This is a genomic window from Pseudomonas sp. IT-P2, from assembly GCF_949767575.1.
In the GTDB taxonomy this organism is placed as follows: Bacteria; Pseudomonadota; Gammaproteobacteria; order Pseudomonadales; family Pseudomonadaceae; genus Aquipseudomonas; species Aquipseudomonas pharyngis.
In genome coordinates, this window is sequence record NZ_CATKQA010000011.1 from 609645 (window position 1) to 623367 (window position 13723).

Here is a 13723-nt window from a genome sequence, read left to right on the forward strand (position 1 = left end):
CTGTGAATCAACGATTGACCAAGGCAGCGGGAATGCGCAGGACCAGCGAGGCGCCGATCAGCAATACGCCGGTGATCAGGTACATGCCGATAGCGCTGGAGCCTGTGAGTGTGGTTATCCAGCCAATCAGGTAGGGCGAGCAGAAGCCGGCAAGGTTGGCGAAACTGTTGACGGCGGCGATGCCGGCCGCGGCGGAGACACCACCAAGCAGCGTGGTGGGGAGCATCCAGAACAGCGAGGTCGCGGACAGGATGCCGGAAGCCGCCAGGCACAGACTGAGAATGGACAGCATCACATTGCCTCCCATCAGCGCCGCGAGGGTCAGGCCGATGGCCCCGGCGATCATCGGCACGATCAGGTGCCAGCGGCGTTCGCGATGTTTGTCGCCACTGCGTCCGACCAGCAACATGGCGGCGATGGCACAGAGGTACGGCAGGCTGGTCAGCAAGCCGATTTTCATCGGATCGGAGACCCCGGCATTACGCACAAGGGTCGGCAGCCAGAAGGTAATTGCGTACTGTCCCATCACCACACAGAAATAGATCCCCGCGAGCAGCCAGAGGCGACGGTCACGAATGAATTCGCCCACGGACGCATGCGTCACTTTCTGCTGGTCATCCTCCGCCAGCTCACGGGTGATCAGGGCTTTTTCGTCGTCGTTGAGCCAACTGGCCTGATGCACGCCATCCTTGAGATAGCTGAGCACCAACAGTCCGACAACCACCGTAGGCACAGCCTCCAGCACAAACATCCATTGCCAGCCGGCCCAGCCGTGCATACCGGCGAAGTGGTTCATGATCCAGCCGGAGAGCGGGCCGCCGACCATGCCCGACAGCGGGATAGCGATGAACCACAACACCGTCATGCGCGCACGCCGGTAGGACGGAAACCAGTAGGTGAGGTACAGCAGCAGCCCCGGCGCCAGGCCGGCTTCGGCAATGCCCAGCAGAAAGCGCAGGGCGTAGAACTGCCAGGCGGTTTCGACGAAGGCGAAGAGGGCGGAGACAATGCCCCAGGTGATCATGATGCGCGCGATCCAGACTCGCGCGCCGACCTTGTGCAGGATGATGTTGCTGGGCACTTCGCAGAGAAAGTAGCCGATGAAGAACATGCCCGCGCCCAGCCCGTAGACTGTTTCGCTGAGCGCCAGATCGTTCATCATTTGCAGTTTGGCAAAGCCGACGTTGACGCGATCGAGGTAGGCGCACAGGTAGCACAGCATCAGGAACGGCATCAGGCGCCAGGCGGTTTTACGGTAGGCGTTGGAACGCACCGCCGAAACGGCTTCGAGCGACAGGGTAGTCATGATGGTCTGATCTCTTGTTTTTATTGACCGCCGGGCAAGTCTGCCCGGCCGTATCATCGATCCAGAACCGCACGGGCCGCGAGGCCCGCCACGTGTGTCAGTGAATCAGCATGCCGCCGTTCACATCCAGGGTGATGCCAGTCAGATAGGAGGACAAGTCGCTGGCCAGGAACAGCGCCGCATTGGCCACATCCTGCGCCTCGCCCAGGCGACCCAACGGAATGCCGTCGATGATCGCGTGGCGGCGCTCGTCCTGCATCAGGCCGCCAGTAATGTCGGTGTGAATCAGGCCGGGGGCGATGGAGTTGACGCGCACGTTGTCCGGCCCCAGCTCACGCGCCATGGCCTTGGCCAGGCCCAGCACACCGGCCTTGGCGGCGCTGTAATGAGGCCCGCCAAAAATGCCGCCGCCGCGCTGCGCGGAAACCGAAGACATGCACACAATGCTGCCGCTGGCTTGCTGGCGCATGAGCGGAATTACCGCCTGGGACATCTGCAACGTACCGCGCAGGCTGACGTCCAGCACCTTGTCGTAATCACCGGGGCGGATATCGAGGGTCTTGAGGGGTTGGGTGATGCCGGCATTGTTGACCAGTATGTCGATCCGGCCAAAGTGTTCGATGACGGTGGCGACAGCCTGCTGCACCTGGGACTCGTCGGCGACGTTGGCAGCCAGGCCGAGATGACCCTCGCCCAAAGAGGCAGCGGCATCGCGGGCAGCGGATGCGTCCAGATCCAGAATCACCACCCGGGCGCCATGTTGAGCGAAGGTCGTAGCTGTCGCGCGGCCGATACCACGTGCGGAGGCAGCACCTGTGATGATCGCGACTTTGCCTTGAAGAAGCATGGGAGAAAACCTCTGATTGTTGTTATTGAGTCGGTCCGTGCAGAACCGATGACTCAGCTTGTCTCCCGCAACGACCCTGAGCAATAACGCAAACTTCACTGGATGCTGAAAAAAATTCAGCACTCGCCAACATGCGGTTGCGGTGTTTGAATAGTCGAACGCCCGGCCTCAGCCACTTGCAGCGGAACAACCCACATCATGAGTTCATCTGGCGAAGCACCGCCAATCCTGCCACCCCTGAAAGCCATTCAGGCCTTTGAGCAAACTGCGCGCTTTGGCAACGTCGCGCGTGCGGCCGAAGTGTTGGACCTGACGCCCTCGGCAGTCAGTCACCAACTGGCCAAACTCGAGGCAATGATCGGGCGGCAGCTGTTCCTCAGAACGGCCAGAGGGGTGACGTTGACGCCCGTGGGCGAGCAATACCTGTCCGAGATATCCGGCATCCTGCACAGCCTGGCGGTGGCAACAGAGCGCGCGACCAGTGATGTCAGCCTCGACTGCCTGCGATTGCATTCATCACCCAGCTTCGGCCTGTTGTGGCTGATGCCGCGCCTGGAACAGTTTCGCGAGAGCCATCCCGACATTCAGCTCAATCTCTCATGCTCCTATGAATCGCTGCACTTCAGTCGGGACAAGATCGACGTGGACATCCGCCACGGCATGCCGAACTGGCCAAGTTTCGAAGTGCGTACGCTGCGCAACGAAAAAATCGCGGTCCTCGCATCGCCCAAACTTCTGGAAAAACGCCCGATCCGCGCCGTCGCCGACTTGCTGGACTGCAACCTGATCCTGTCGGAAGCGACGCTGATCAAGTGGCCGCAACTGTTTGCTCAACACGGGCTGTCGCGCCCTGAAAGCCCCTACACCTTGAGCTTTGACCGCTCCTACATGACCCTCGAGGCCGCCAGCCACGGGCTTGGATTTGCATTGGAAAGCACGCTGCTGGCGCAGGACTACCTGGCGCGCGGCGAGTTGGTCGAAGTCATTCCCGGGTTGAGCGCCCCGATCACCGCACACCACCTGGTTTTCCCGAAGGCGCATGCGGGGTTTCCACGGGTGAGGCGTTTTCTGGAATGGATGCAGCGTGAGTTGGGGCATGACTTCAGTTACTGAAGCACATCCATATTGATCTTGCGCCAACACGCTTCCGAGAAACTGTAAACCGAGAAGGCAATCAGCCCCAGGGCCATCACCATCAGGACAAGCCATCCGGCGGGCAGATTCTGCAGCGCGTCCAGCGCTTCCTTCATGCCAGGCGGGTCCATGGCTTGATAAGCGGAACCGCTGACGGCCAGCAGCAAAGCAATCTCCATAAACACGACGCCGCGTGCGATCAGACCGAAGCGAGACACCGGACGGACATAGCGCATGACCTCTTCGTCGGCCTCAAAATACTTCTCGAACGAGGCCTTCCATCCCTTGATGATGTGAGCAACGCCAACCCCCAGCGGAATGAGCGCAATCAGGTACAACAATAGATTCGAGTGTTCCCAAGACAAAAGATGCGCCAGCCAGTCTTTGGTCTGCTCTGCGGAATGGCTCGAACGGCGGCTACCGCTCACAAGCAGTCCCAATGCAAAAAACGCCAGAGCACCGTTGACCAGACCTCCTGCAAACAGGCCTGCACGAATCACCAGACCTTTGAGCTGCGTGCCGTGATGATCGACATCGCGTATCGCTTGCAGGACACGCCAGGCTGCAAACGCAAGCAGACCCGCCACCACAAGGCCCACCAGAAAATAGCCGAACGGCTGGCTCAGCAAGGCTTCCAGACTCTTGTGACTGTCCTTGGGTTTTGTCGAATCATGGGCTGCCAATAACGCGAATATGCCGATGATCAAATAAAGCACTCCGCGAGCGGCGTATCCGCCCCGAGCGAGTATGACGAGACTGCGTTGCGCGGACATTGGATAGATTTCCGAGGTGTATTAAGAGAGCAGACCCTTGTTGCTGAAAGGGGTTCTGTTACAAATCGGAGTCCGGACGTTTACCCGGAGTGCGATGGATGAAGGGGACGAGCTGCCGTTGCGAGCCGGACGATCCTGACCCATCATTCAGATTCATATTGATGCCGTGGTGAAAATGGACAAGCAACTGGCTGGTTACTCGATTGTATTGACCATCATCTGGGTTTCAGCGGTTATCGCGGTCATGTACTGGATGTCTAATTGAACGTATTGGGTGGCGATGTGGAAGGCGTGGTGTTGGGCGACAAGATTCAGCGAGAAGCGGATCGACTGCTGGCGCAGATTGTCCGGGCAGACTCGATGATCATTGCTGTCAAGGCAGGGGCGCGGGCGGATGGTTTCGTGCTGGGACTGGAAACCGGCGGGGCCTTGCGTGCTGGTGATGCCGAGAGGCTGTACATCATTTTCGAAGCCGCGCTGGTGGAGCGTTTGAAGTCATTGTCGCGAGGCTGATCAGATCGGCTGATTGAATCGATATTCATGAACAGCCATCTACTTGAACTATAAGCTGATCACTCAATGTTCATTTTTGTACGGGGCGAGGGCATGGACTGGAGTGACATGCGGATCTTCCTGGCGATTGCCCGCAACGGCTCGCTGGGCGGAGCCGCCAGGGAGTTGGGGGTCAGTCATCCAACGGTCGGACGGCGCTTGCAGGTGCTTGAACAAACCAGTGGGCAAGCCTTTTTCCTGCGGACCGCTCAAGGGCTGGTGCTCACGGACAGTGGCGAGAGGATTCTCGGTCTGGCGCAGGACATGGAACACAGCGCGTTGGCCATCGAGCGGCGTCTGGCGGGGCATGGTGATCAGCCTGAAGGCCTGTTGCGGATATCCTCAGCCGACTGGTTCGCCTGTCATGTTTTGTCGCCGGTTCTCAGCGAACTGGTGCACCGCTACCCGTTGATCGTTCCCGAAGTCATCGCCGGGCATCGACTGTTCGACCTTGCCCGCCGGGATGCCGACATCGCTTTCCGGATCGTGCCTTTCACCGAACCCGACATAGTGCACCGCAAGCTGACAACTCTGTCGTACGGCCTATACGCGGCTTTGCATGCCCCGACGCCGCAGCCGGACGGCGAGGGGCTTGGCCTGATCCTGATGAACATCGCCCAGTCCCATTACCCGGACGTGCAATGGCTGCAGCAACGCTATCCGCTGGCCCGCACCGTGTTCACCAGCAGCAGCCGTACGGTTCAGGCACAGATGTGCGCGAAGGGGCTGGGCGTTGCCGTTTTGCCCCGCGTCCTCGGTGACTCCGTGTCGGGACTGCGACTGCTGGATGAGGACGAGCCACCGCCAGGACGGGACATCTGGATGGGGTATCACCAGGACATGCGCCAGATGGACCGGCTGCGCGCACTGGCTGACCTTGCCTCCAGCATGATCGGTGCGGGGTAGCGCGCCTCAGGTCGGGCGTACAGCCGAGGCTTGCGCTACCGTCGCTGGCTCGCGCGCTAACGTCAGGCTTATCGCTGCCCCTACGGCCAGGCAGACGGCGATGCACAGAACAGCGATCGTGAACGCATGAGTGATGCTGACCGCCGTCGCCGGTTCTCCGAGCAAGGTATAAAACACACCGCCAATCAGTGCGACGCTCAGCGATGTGCTGATCTGCAGCGTTGCGCTGGTAATGCCTGCGATCATCCCGGCATACGCCGGCGCTACCCGGCCCGTGACCATGCGCATCAACGTCGGCAGGCCAAGCCCCTGTCCCAGACCGATCAGGAACAGGATGACCGTCAGAGAAGTGAAGGGCGGGGCGAGGGTAGTCGGTGTCACTGACACGAGCCAGCCCAGCCATAGTAACCCGACCACTTCCAGCCCCATGCCTAGCGGATTCACGTAGCCCCCGAGGACGCGCCTGAGGAGCGGAACCGACAGGGGACCGAGCAGAAATCCCGCGCCAAACGGCAGAAAGATCAGGCCGGCATGCAGTGCGCTCATATGCAATGCGCTTTGCATGTACATCGAAAACATCAGAAAAAACACACCGATTGAATAGAAGCAAAGCGCGACCAGAAGCGCTCGCCCCAGGCCCGGTGCATTCAGTACGGCCGGGGCGAGGATGGGAGTTCCTCCGGCGCAGTGCAAGCGGCTCTCGTAGCGCCAGAACACTACCGCCAGCACAGGGCTGGCGGCCAGCGACAGCCATGCCCACCACGGCCATCCCGCCTCGCGGCCTTCAATCAATGGCACGACCAGGGTGGTCAGGGTCAGCATCGACAACGCGGTGCCCACCAGATCCAGCTTGCTCGCGCGCTGCGCACGGGTTTCTTTGAGCACACGGATGCCAAACGCAATCACCAGCAACGCGATCGGCAGGTTGACCAGGAAGATCGCGCGCCATCCCATGCCAAACACGTCGACCTCAATCAAAAAGCCGCCCAGTGCCTGACCGATCACAGACGCCAGTCCAAATACGGCCCCGTAAATGCTTAATGCCAATGGTCTTTCCGACACTGGGAAAATCGCCTGCACCGATGCAAGTGCCTGAGGGGCCATGACGGCGGCGGTCACACCCTGCAAGGCGCGTCCGAGGATGAGGATCCACGGCGAAACCGCCAGGCCGCACATCAGCGACGCGGCGGCGAAGCCCAACAGGCCAAGGAAGAACATCCGCCCGCGGCCGTACAGATCGCCGAGTCGTCCGCCGGTAATCAGCGTCACGGCATAGAGCGTTGCATAGGAAGAAATCACCAGCTGCTCGGCAGAGGAGCCTGTCCCCAGATCCTCCTGTATCGAGGGCAGGGCGACGTTGACGATAAAAAAATCCAGGGGCGGCAGAAACGCTCCGACGAGCAATATGGCAAACATCAACCAGCGCCGGGGTTCGGGCACTTCGATTTCGATTCGAGACATGACAGGCATCCTGTAGGGAACTCAGGTTTGACGACGACCGAAGGGCAAGGCTTCGCGCCTGCCCGGGTCAGGTCGCCGGGTCCCAATTTAGGGAATCGCTCCTGCGTTTTCGCCTTACAAAACTGCACGGCCAACGTTCATTCGTGTCAGTGCCGCGCCGCTGCGATGACGCTCACCATGGGCAGGTCGTTTCAGACATTCCCTTCATCAACGACCGAGGAGTCAGACATGTCAGGTAAATTCAGTGATCAGGTTGCCGTCGTGACCGGCGGTTCCACAGGGATCGGGTTTTCCATCGCGCAAGCCTTGATCGCCGAGGGCGCCAAACGCGTTTACATCACTGCACGGGCAGCAGACAGGCTGGAGGCGGCAGTTGCCAGACTCGGCGACAAAGCTGTCGCGGTGGTTTCCGATGTCTCGCGTCAGGCTGATCTCGACGCGCTCAAAGCGACAATCCAAACGCGCGACGATCGGCTGGACGCAGTGTTCGCAAATGCCGGGATCTGTGAGAAAAATCCGCTCGGAGAGACCAGCGAGGCTGCTTACTACGCCATGTTCGACGTGAACGTGAAAGGCGTTTTCTTCAGCGTTCAAACGCTTCTTCCGTTGATGAAAGACGCTTCGTCCATCGTCTTGACTGCCTCAATCTGCTCCAGCAACGGCATGGAAGGATTGAGTCTGTACAACGCGTCGAAGGCGGCGGTCCGATCGTTTGCACGCACGTGGGCCAATGAACTCAAGGACCGCAAAATCCGCGCAAACGTGTTGAGCCCTGGCTTCACCCGCACACCGCTGATGGACAACGGTCTGAAAATGAGCGAGAGCGACATCGCCGCGCTGCGCCAGCACGTCGAGCAAATCACGCCATTGGGCTATATGGCGCAACCCGAAGAAATTGCCAGCGCGGCACTGTTTCTCGCCTCGGACGACGCCAGATACGTGAACGGCGTGGAGCTGATGGTCGATGGTGGTTTATCGCAAATCTGAAGCAGGGGATTGGTAAAGCTTCGGGCAGGCGTAAGGCGACTCGCTCCATCTGCATTGACCTCAAAGCGTGGTGGTCTGCCCGTTGCGATCCAGTTCATACACCTTGTTGCCCTGCAACTTCTCCTTCAGCCATCGCTCTGCCTTACCCAACGGCCGCTGCCGCGCCCAGATCAAATCCACACCAATCTGCCAGTCCGTATGCGGATATGCCGAGAGCTGCAGTTCCACCAGCTCACCCTTGGCCAGTTCACGCTGAACGAGCTGGCGGGGCAGGGTGGCCCAGCCGAGTCCGGCGCGGACCATTTCCAATAACGCCAGATAACTTTCCGCCTGCCACAGCTGGGTCGAACGCAGGTATTCGCTGCTCGGCAGTTTGCTCGCGTGGGCGCTGAAGGCCAGGCGGCGATGGACGTGCAGATCCTCGAACGTGACGTTATCGAGTTGCGCCAATGGGTGCCGGGGATGGCAGACGTGCAGCATGATCAGTTTGCCCAGCTGCTGGAACGCCAGCTCCTTGGGGTAGCCGGGCTGTGAGAACGCCACACCGAGCACCGCTTCGCCGCTGCTGACCAGTTCACTGACGTCGCCATGGACCGGATGACGAATGATCAGGTCGACAAAGGGGAAGGCTGCTTCGAAGGCTTTGAGCACCGGCATGATCGGGCCGTACGGCGTTTCAATGGCCAGTGTCAGGCTGGGCTCTACGTTTTCCGACAGACAATTGGCGTGGGCTTCGAAGGTCATGCAGCGTTCAAGCACGGCTTCGGCCTGCACCAGCAATTTGTGGCCGCTGGCGGTGAGGGCAGGGCTGCGGTTGCTGCGGTCGAACAGGTCGACGCCAAGGTCGGTTTCGAGGTTGGCAATCGCTGCGCTGATGGTCGATTGGGTCTTGCCCAGTTTGCGCCCGGCGGCGGAAAACGATCCGCTTTTGACCACTTGGACGAACATCAACAGTTGATCGAGTGAGAAGCGCAAGCGTTGAACTCCCGGTTCGAAAATGAAGGTTTGGAGCGGCTAACGGATGCCAGATCCGTGCCATCGGAAAAAGCGATGGTTGCTAATTTGTTTCATCGCAATAAACGTTCAAATATGGCCCCGCTTCAAACGATCTCCGGGGCGGATGCACCTTTCAAACGCCTTGGGCATGCCCGCAATCTCAACAGATGCCGCACCTTCAGGAGCGTGGGAAATGACCACACAACGCATTCATCCGGTGGACGAGGTTTTGCCACTGCGCCAGTTGTTCACGTTTGGCTTGCAGCATGTTCTGGTGATGTACGCGGGAGCGGTGGCGGTGCCGCTGATTCTTGGCAGCGCGATGGGGCTGACCTCGGCGCAAGTCGTGTTGCTGATCAACGCCAACCTGTTGACCTCTGGTGTGGCGACGCTGATTCAAACCCTCGGTTTCTGGAAGTTCGGCGCCCGCCTGCCGCTGATTCAGGGCTGCTCGTTCATTGCCTTGGCGCCGATGATCATGATCGGCAGGGAGTTCGGTCTCAGCCAGATTTTCGGTGCGGTGATCGCGGCGGGTTTTATCACCGTTGCGCTGGCACCGGTGTTCAGCCGCTTGCTGCGGTTTTTTCCGCCGGTGGTGATTGGCAGTCTGATCACCATTATCGGCATCTCGCTGATGCCGGCAGCGGCGATCTGGCTGGGCGGTGGCAATCCCGATTCGGCAGATTTTGGCAATCCCGCCAACCTGTTGCTGGGTTTGGCCACGGTCAGTGTGACCCTGGTGATCTACGCCAGATTCAAGGGCTTCATCGGCAACCTCAGCGTACTGATTGGCCTGTTTGTCGGCAGCCTGATCGCAGCGGTTTGCGGCATGACTCACTTCAATCGGGTCAGCGAAGCGGCGTGGTTTGAGCTAAGTGCGCCGATGGCATTCGGCGCGCCGGAATTCGCGCCGGTGCCGATTCTGATCATGACCCTGGCGATGCTGGTCATCATGGCCGAGACCACCGGCAACTGTCTGGCGATCGGCAAATTGACCGGCAAACCGACCACGCAACAGACCCTCGGCAACGCATTCCGCGCCGATGGCTTGTCGACCATGCTCGGTGGCTTGTTCAACAGCTTTCCTTACAACGCCTTTACTCAGAACACCGGCTTGATTGCGCTCTCCAACGTTAAAAGCCGCTTCGTTGTGGCCGCTGCCGGGGCAATCATGGTGCTGATGGGCCTGTTCCCGAAACTCGGCGCGTTGATCGCCGCAGTGCCGACGCCGGTGCTCGGTGGCTGCGCGATTGTGATGTTCGGCATGACCACGGTGGCGGGGATTCAGGAACTGTCACGGGTGCAATTCGAGGGCACGCGCAACGGCATTATCGTCGCCGTGTCAGTGAGTGTCGGGGTGCTGCCGATGTCCTTTCCGGCGCTGTTCGAACACGTCGGCCCGACCCTGAAACTGGTGCTCGACAGCGGGATTTTCCTCGGAGCGATCACCGCCATCGTCCTCAACGTTCTGCTCAACGATGAAAAAAAATCGACCGAAACCATCGGCGCTACATCGGCTGAACTGGCCGACTGACTTTTGTATTCCACTGCCCAGGAGTTACCCATGAATCAATTTGCTCAACTCATCCCGGCCGGCGTCAGCGCGCTTGATCTGACGTTACTGCGCCAGACCATTGCCTTGTCCGAGGCATCGAAGCAACGCGGTCGCCATCCGTTCGCGGCATTGGTGGCCGACCGCAACGGCAAGGTGATTGTCGAAGCGGTGAACAACTCGATGCCCCCGGAAGGTGATCCAACGCAGCACGCCGAGTTGGTGGCAGCGGCGGCAGCGGCAAAACTGCTGTCGCCGCAGGAATTGGAACTGTGCACGCTGTACACCAGCGCCGAGCCATGCTGCATGTGCGCCGGCGCGGTGTATTGGACGGGGATCGGGCGTGTGGTCTATGCCTTGTCGGAGCATGCCTTGCTGGGACTGACGGGGGACCATCCGGAGAATCCGACGTTCTCGCTGCCGTGCCGCGAGGTGTTCGCCAAGGGGCAGCGCAAGGTCAGCGTCTTGGGGCCGATGCTGGAGGGAGAGGCGGCTGAACCGCACAGGGGGTTTTGGTCCTAACAGGTTTTGAAACGAAGCTTGAGCGGTGTGAGGTCGCGCACTCGCCTGCAACGTCTGCGATAATCACGACCCAGTGAGGCGCGAAGGCATCGAGTGCTCGTCTCAGCATCCGCAATCAGGCTTTGGAGGACTTTATGCGTGACATTATTGATGGCTTTCTGCGGTTTCAGCGCGAGGTGTATCCACAACGTGTCGAGCTTTTCAGGCAGCTCGCGACAGAGCAAAACCCAAAGGCGCTGTTTGTCACGTGCTCGGATAGTCGTGTAGTGCCTGAACTGCTCACACAGCGTGAGCCGGGTGAGCTGTTCGTGATCCGCAACGCCGGCAACATTGTGCCGTCATATGGTCCTGAACCGGGTGGTGTATCGGCCACCGTCGAATATGCGGTTGCAGTGCTCGGGGTACGGGACATCGTGATCTGCGGCCACTCGGATTGCGGAGCGATGGGCGCGATTTCACGCTGCACATGTCTGGATCATCTTCCGGCTGTTGCCAACTGGCTTCGTCACGCGGACGCCGCGAAAGCGATCAACGCGGCGCATGAGTTCGATACGCCACGCGACAAGCTCGATGGCCTCGTTCGTGAAAACGTGATCGCACAACTGGCGAACCTGCGGACTCATCCATCGGTGGCGCTTGCGCTTGAGCAAGGACGTTTGAATTTGCATGGCTGGGTCTATGACATCGAGGCGGGTTGCATCGATGCGCTGGATGGAGCCACTCGACGCTTTGTTCCACTTTCCGATTCACCGACCACCGTTGCCGTCGCTGCGCGCAACGGTGGTCAGATATAACGGCGACAGACAGGTCGGGACGGGGAAAATTTCGTCCCGGCCGATCGGTCCCTGGCCCGAATCAAAGACCCACCGATGACTCACAATTAACCTCACGACTAGGTCAAGGAGAGCCTGACGGGCCTGGCGTCTTGGATTTCCCGACATATCACCAGTGCCGGGCATTTTCCTGTCCTGATACAGATGAAAAAAAGGACGGAAATTTTTGATATTTCACGTCCTTTCTTTTATTCACACATTACTGATAACGGTCGCCAAATACTGGCGACAGTGGGACAGCCCGAAGTGGATCTGCGCCGTGTTCAACAATGAGGATCTGAATCAGGTCACCTGGGAACAGCGCGTGATGGAGGGCGATCCGAAATTCGTTGCCTCGCAGAGTATTCCGGATGTGCCTTACCATTTGTTCGCCATCTCCATCGGCCTCAAAGGCATTTTTGTCGATCGGGAGGAAGACGTGGCCGCAGCCTGGCCGCAGCCTGGGAGCAGGCGTTAGCTTCCGAAGTACCGGTCGTCATTGAATTCAAGACCGACCCGAATGTGCCGCCGTTGCCGCCGCATATCAAGCTGGAACAGGCAAAGAAATTCGCCAGCACATTGCTCAAGGGGGATACGGACGAAGCGGGCGTCATCGTGCAAACGGCTAAACAGGTATTGGGGACGGTATTGCCCGGGAAGCGCAAGTAGTGAATGCATGTTGTACCCGTTGATCATTCCTCCCGACCTGACTCTGAAAACGGCCGCGTCCAGCCCAAAGAGCCAAGTGTTCATGTTGATAGGCTTCGCGGTACTTGTGCCGGTCACGCTGATCTACAACACCCACAGTGTCTTCAGCGGGAAAATTCGCGTCCCGCCGCAACGGTAAGACCCGCGAATCACCAGGACGCCGGGGAGTCAGGGCGTGCTGGCGGCAAAGGTGAACCGAGGAAGTTCCGGTCAGAAACACTATTTAACATAATATACATTACACGTAACAAAGTATTACGGAGCCAGCCCGGTTGCGCACGCCATTTCGATCTCCAGCATCGCTTTCAAACGACCTGATCTTTGTTGGCTGTAGATCCCTCTATTTAAAATGTGCCGCTCTCAATCCTCGGCACGCGTCAGCTTTTCAATCAGCGCTCGATGCTGCGGATACCGCGCTGTGAGTTTCTGCCGGTTCCCCATTTCCATATCCGCGAAATCGAATCCTGATGAAACCGCTTCGCTGATCAAACCAAATCCGTTCTCGCCATTCAGCAGTCTGGAGGCTTTCCAGATTCCGCCCGGTACGTGCAATTGCAAATGTTGTCCGGCTAGAACATCGCTGCCCATCACCAACGTCTGCAGTGAACCGTCTTCAAGGATCAAGCTGTACTCAATGGCATCGCCCAGATGGAAATAATGCAGGATGTCCGAATGGTTGAAATGAAACTGGCCGACCGGTGAATCTTCGGTCAGCAGGTAGTAAATCGACGTCATCAGAAAGCGTGAGCCGCTCGTGGTTTCAAGCATGTCCCGGTGATCAGCCTGGTATGTCCTGCGGAAATAGCCGCCCTCAACATGAGGTTCAAGGTCCAGTGATGCAATCAGGTTCGACGCACTGATCTGACTCGGATTCATGGCCTGCTCCATTGATTTTCAATACATTCTGTAATAACTCGACTAAACGGTCATTTAGTCGAGTTAGTTTCTATTAAAGCTGAGGCATGCTTCCTCTCTGCCTAAAACATAACTATTCGTGTACATCATTAATGCTTAACTTTCCCGTTGCGCATGAGCTTTCAATGATCGCTTACGCTCCTCAGTCCGGATTAGAACTGCGTTTTCAGGCATAACTTTCACGGCATTAAGTAACTCGACCGTGGGGCGAGTACAGATGAAGATCAAGCTTCCATTCGCGGCTGCTCACGC

Annotated in this window: 13 protein-coding genes and 1 pseudogene; 8 read left to right on the forward strand and 6 right to left on the reverse strand. The window is 58.8% G+C overall.

The features are described from left to right. Positions 1-7: 7 nt before the first annotated feature. Both ACM6JM_RS09490 and ACM6JM_RS09495 read right to left on the reverse strand, forming a co-directional pair. Positions 8-1306, reverse strand: coding sequence for an MFS transporter (locus ACM6JM_RS09490; RefSeq protein WP_041475274.1), 1299 nt, complete (start codon positions 1304-1306; stop codon positions 8-10). A gap of 97 nt (positions 1307-1403) precedes the next feature. Then, positions 1404-2153: an SDR family NAD(P)-dependent oxidoreductase gene (locus ACM6JM_RS09495; RefSeq protein WP_039768387.1), complete on the reverse strand. Its 750-nt coding sequence runs from the start codon at positions 2151-2153 to the stop codon at positions 1404-1406. Positions 2154-2351: 198 nt separating this feature from the next. Between ACM6JM_RS09495 and ACM6JM_RS09500 the strand changes: the two genes are divergently transcribed. Continuing rightward, positions 2352-3266, forward strand: a complete 915-nt coding sequence (locus ACM6JM_RS09500; protein ID WP_011334135.1) for a LysR substrate-binding domain-containing protein — start codon at positions 2352-2354, stop codon at positions 3264-3266. Here ACM6JM_RS09500 and ACM6JM_RS09505 read toward each other — a convergent pair. Further along, positions 3260-4060, reverse strand: a complete 801-nt coding sequence (locus tag ACM6JM_RS09505; protein WP_011334136.1) for a DUF1206 domain-containing protein — start codon at positions 4058-4060, stop codon at positions 3260-3262. The two genes, ACM6JM_RS09500 and ACM6JM_RS09505, sit on opposite strands and share 7 nt — an antisense overlap. A 282-nt stretch (positions 4061-4342) precedes the next feature. Here ACM6JM_RS09505 and ACM6JM_RS09510 point away from each other — a divergent pair, with 282 nt between their 5' ends. Continuing rightward, on the forward strand, positions 4343-4573 hold the full coding sequence (locus ACM6JM_RS09510; RefSeq protein WP_011334137.1) for a hypothetical protein: 231 nt from the start codon (positions 4343-4345) through the stop codon (positions 4571-4573). A 93-nt stretch (positions 4574-4666) separates the two neighbouring features. Then, entirely contained in the window at positions 4667-5518 is an 852-nt protein-coding gene (locus tag ACM6JM_RS09515; protein ID WP_103385312.1) for a LysR family transcriptional regulator, read from the forward strand. A 6-nt stretch (positions 5519-5524) separates the two neighbouring features. On the opposite strand, the gene ACM6JM_RS09520 is transcribed toward ACM6JM_RS09515, so the two are convergent. Next, a complete protein-coding gene (locus tag ACM6JM_RS09520) occupies positions 5525-6979 on the reverse strand; it encodes an MFS transporter (protein WP_414881736.1) in 1455 nt (484 codons plus the stop codon). A gap of 228 nt (positions 6980-7207) precedes the next feature. On the opposite strand from ACM6JM_RS09520, the gene ACM6JM_RS09525 reads away from it, so the two are divergent. Further along, a complete protein-coding gene (locus ACM6JM_RS09525; protein WP_011334140.1) occupies positions 7208-7966 on the forward strand; it encodes an SDR family NAD(P)-dependent oxidoreductase in 759 nt (252 codons plus the stop codon). 60 nt (positions 7967-8026) lie between these two features. Here the strand turns inward: ACM6JM_RS09525 and ACM6JM_RS09530 are convergent, their stop codons facing one another. Next, complete coding sequence (locus ACM6JM_RS09530) at positions 8027-8941, reverse strand: LysR family transcriptional regulator (RefSeq protein WP_414881737.1); 915 nt, start codon at positions 8939-8941, stop codon at positions 8027-8029. Positions 8942-9155: 214 nt separating this feature from the next. Between ACM6JM_RS09530 and ACM6JM_RS09535 the strand changes: the two genes are divergently transcribed. The 4 genes and pseudogenes from ACM6JM_RS09535 to ACM6JM_RS09550 all read left to right on the forward strand — a co-directional run. Further along, entirely contained in the window at positions 9156-10496 is a 1341-nt protein-coding gene (locus ACM6JM_RS09535; RefSeq protein WP_414881738.1) for a nucleobase:cation symporter-2 family protein, read from the forward strand. A 30-nt stretch (positions 10497-10526) separates the two neighbouring features. Further along, positions 10527-11036, forward strand: coding sequence for a nucleoside deaminase (locus ACM6JM_RS09540; protein WP_414881739.1), 510 nt, complete (start codon positions 10527-10529; stop codon positions 11034-11036). Between the two features lie 134 nt (positions 11037-11170). After that, entirely contained in the window at positions 11171-11830 is a 660-nt protein-coding gene (locus ACM6JM_RS09545) for a carbonic anhydrase (protein ID WP_103385275.1), read from the forward strand. A gap of 241 nt (positions 11831-12071) precedes the next feature. Next, positions 12072-12517 (forward strand): annotated as a pseudogene (locus ACM6JM_RS09550) (thiamine pyrophosphate-dependent enzyme); the annotation flags it as partial. A gap of 399 nt (positions 12518-12916) precedes the next feature. On the opposite strand, the gene ACM6JM_RS09555 reads toward ACM6JM_RS09550, so the two are convergent. After that, entirely contained in the window at positions 12917-13432 is a 516-nt protein-coding gene (locus tag ACM6JM_RS09555; RefSeq protein ID WP_103385272.1) for a cupin domain-containing protein, read from the reverse strand. Positions 13433-13723 lie beyond the last annotated feature (291 nt).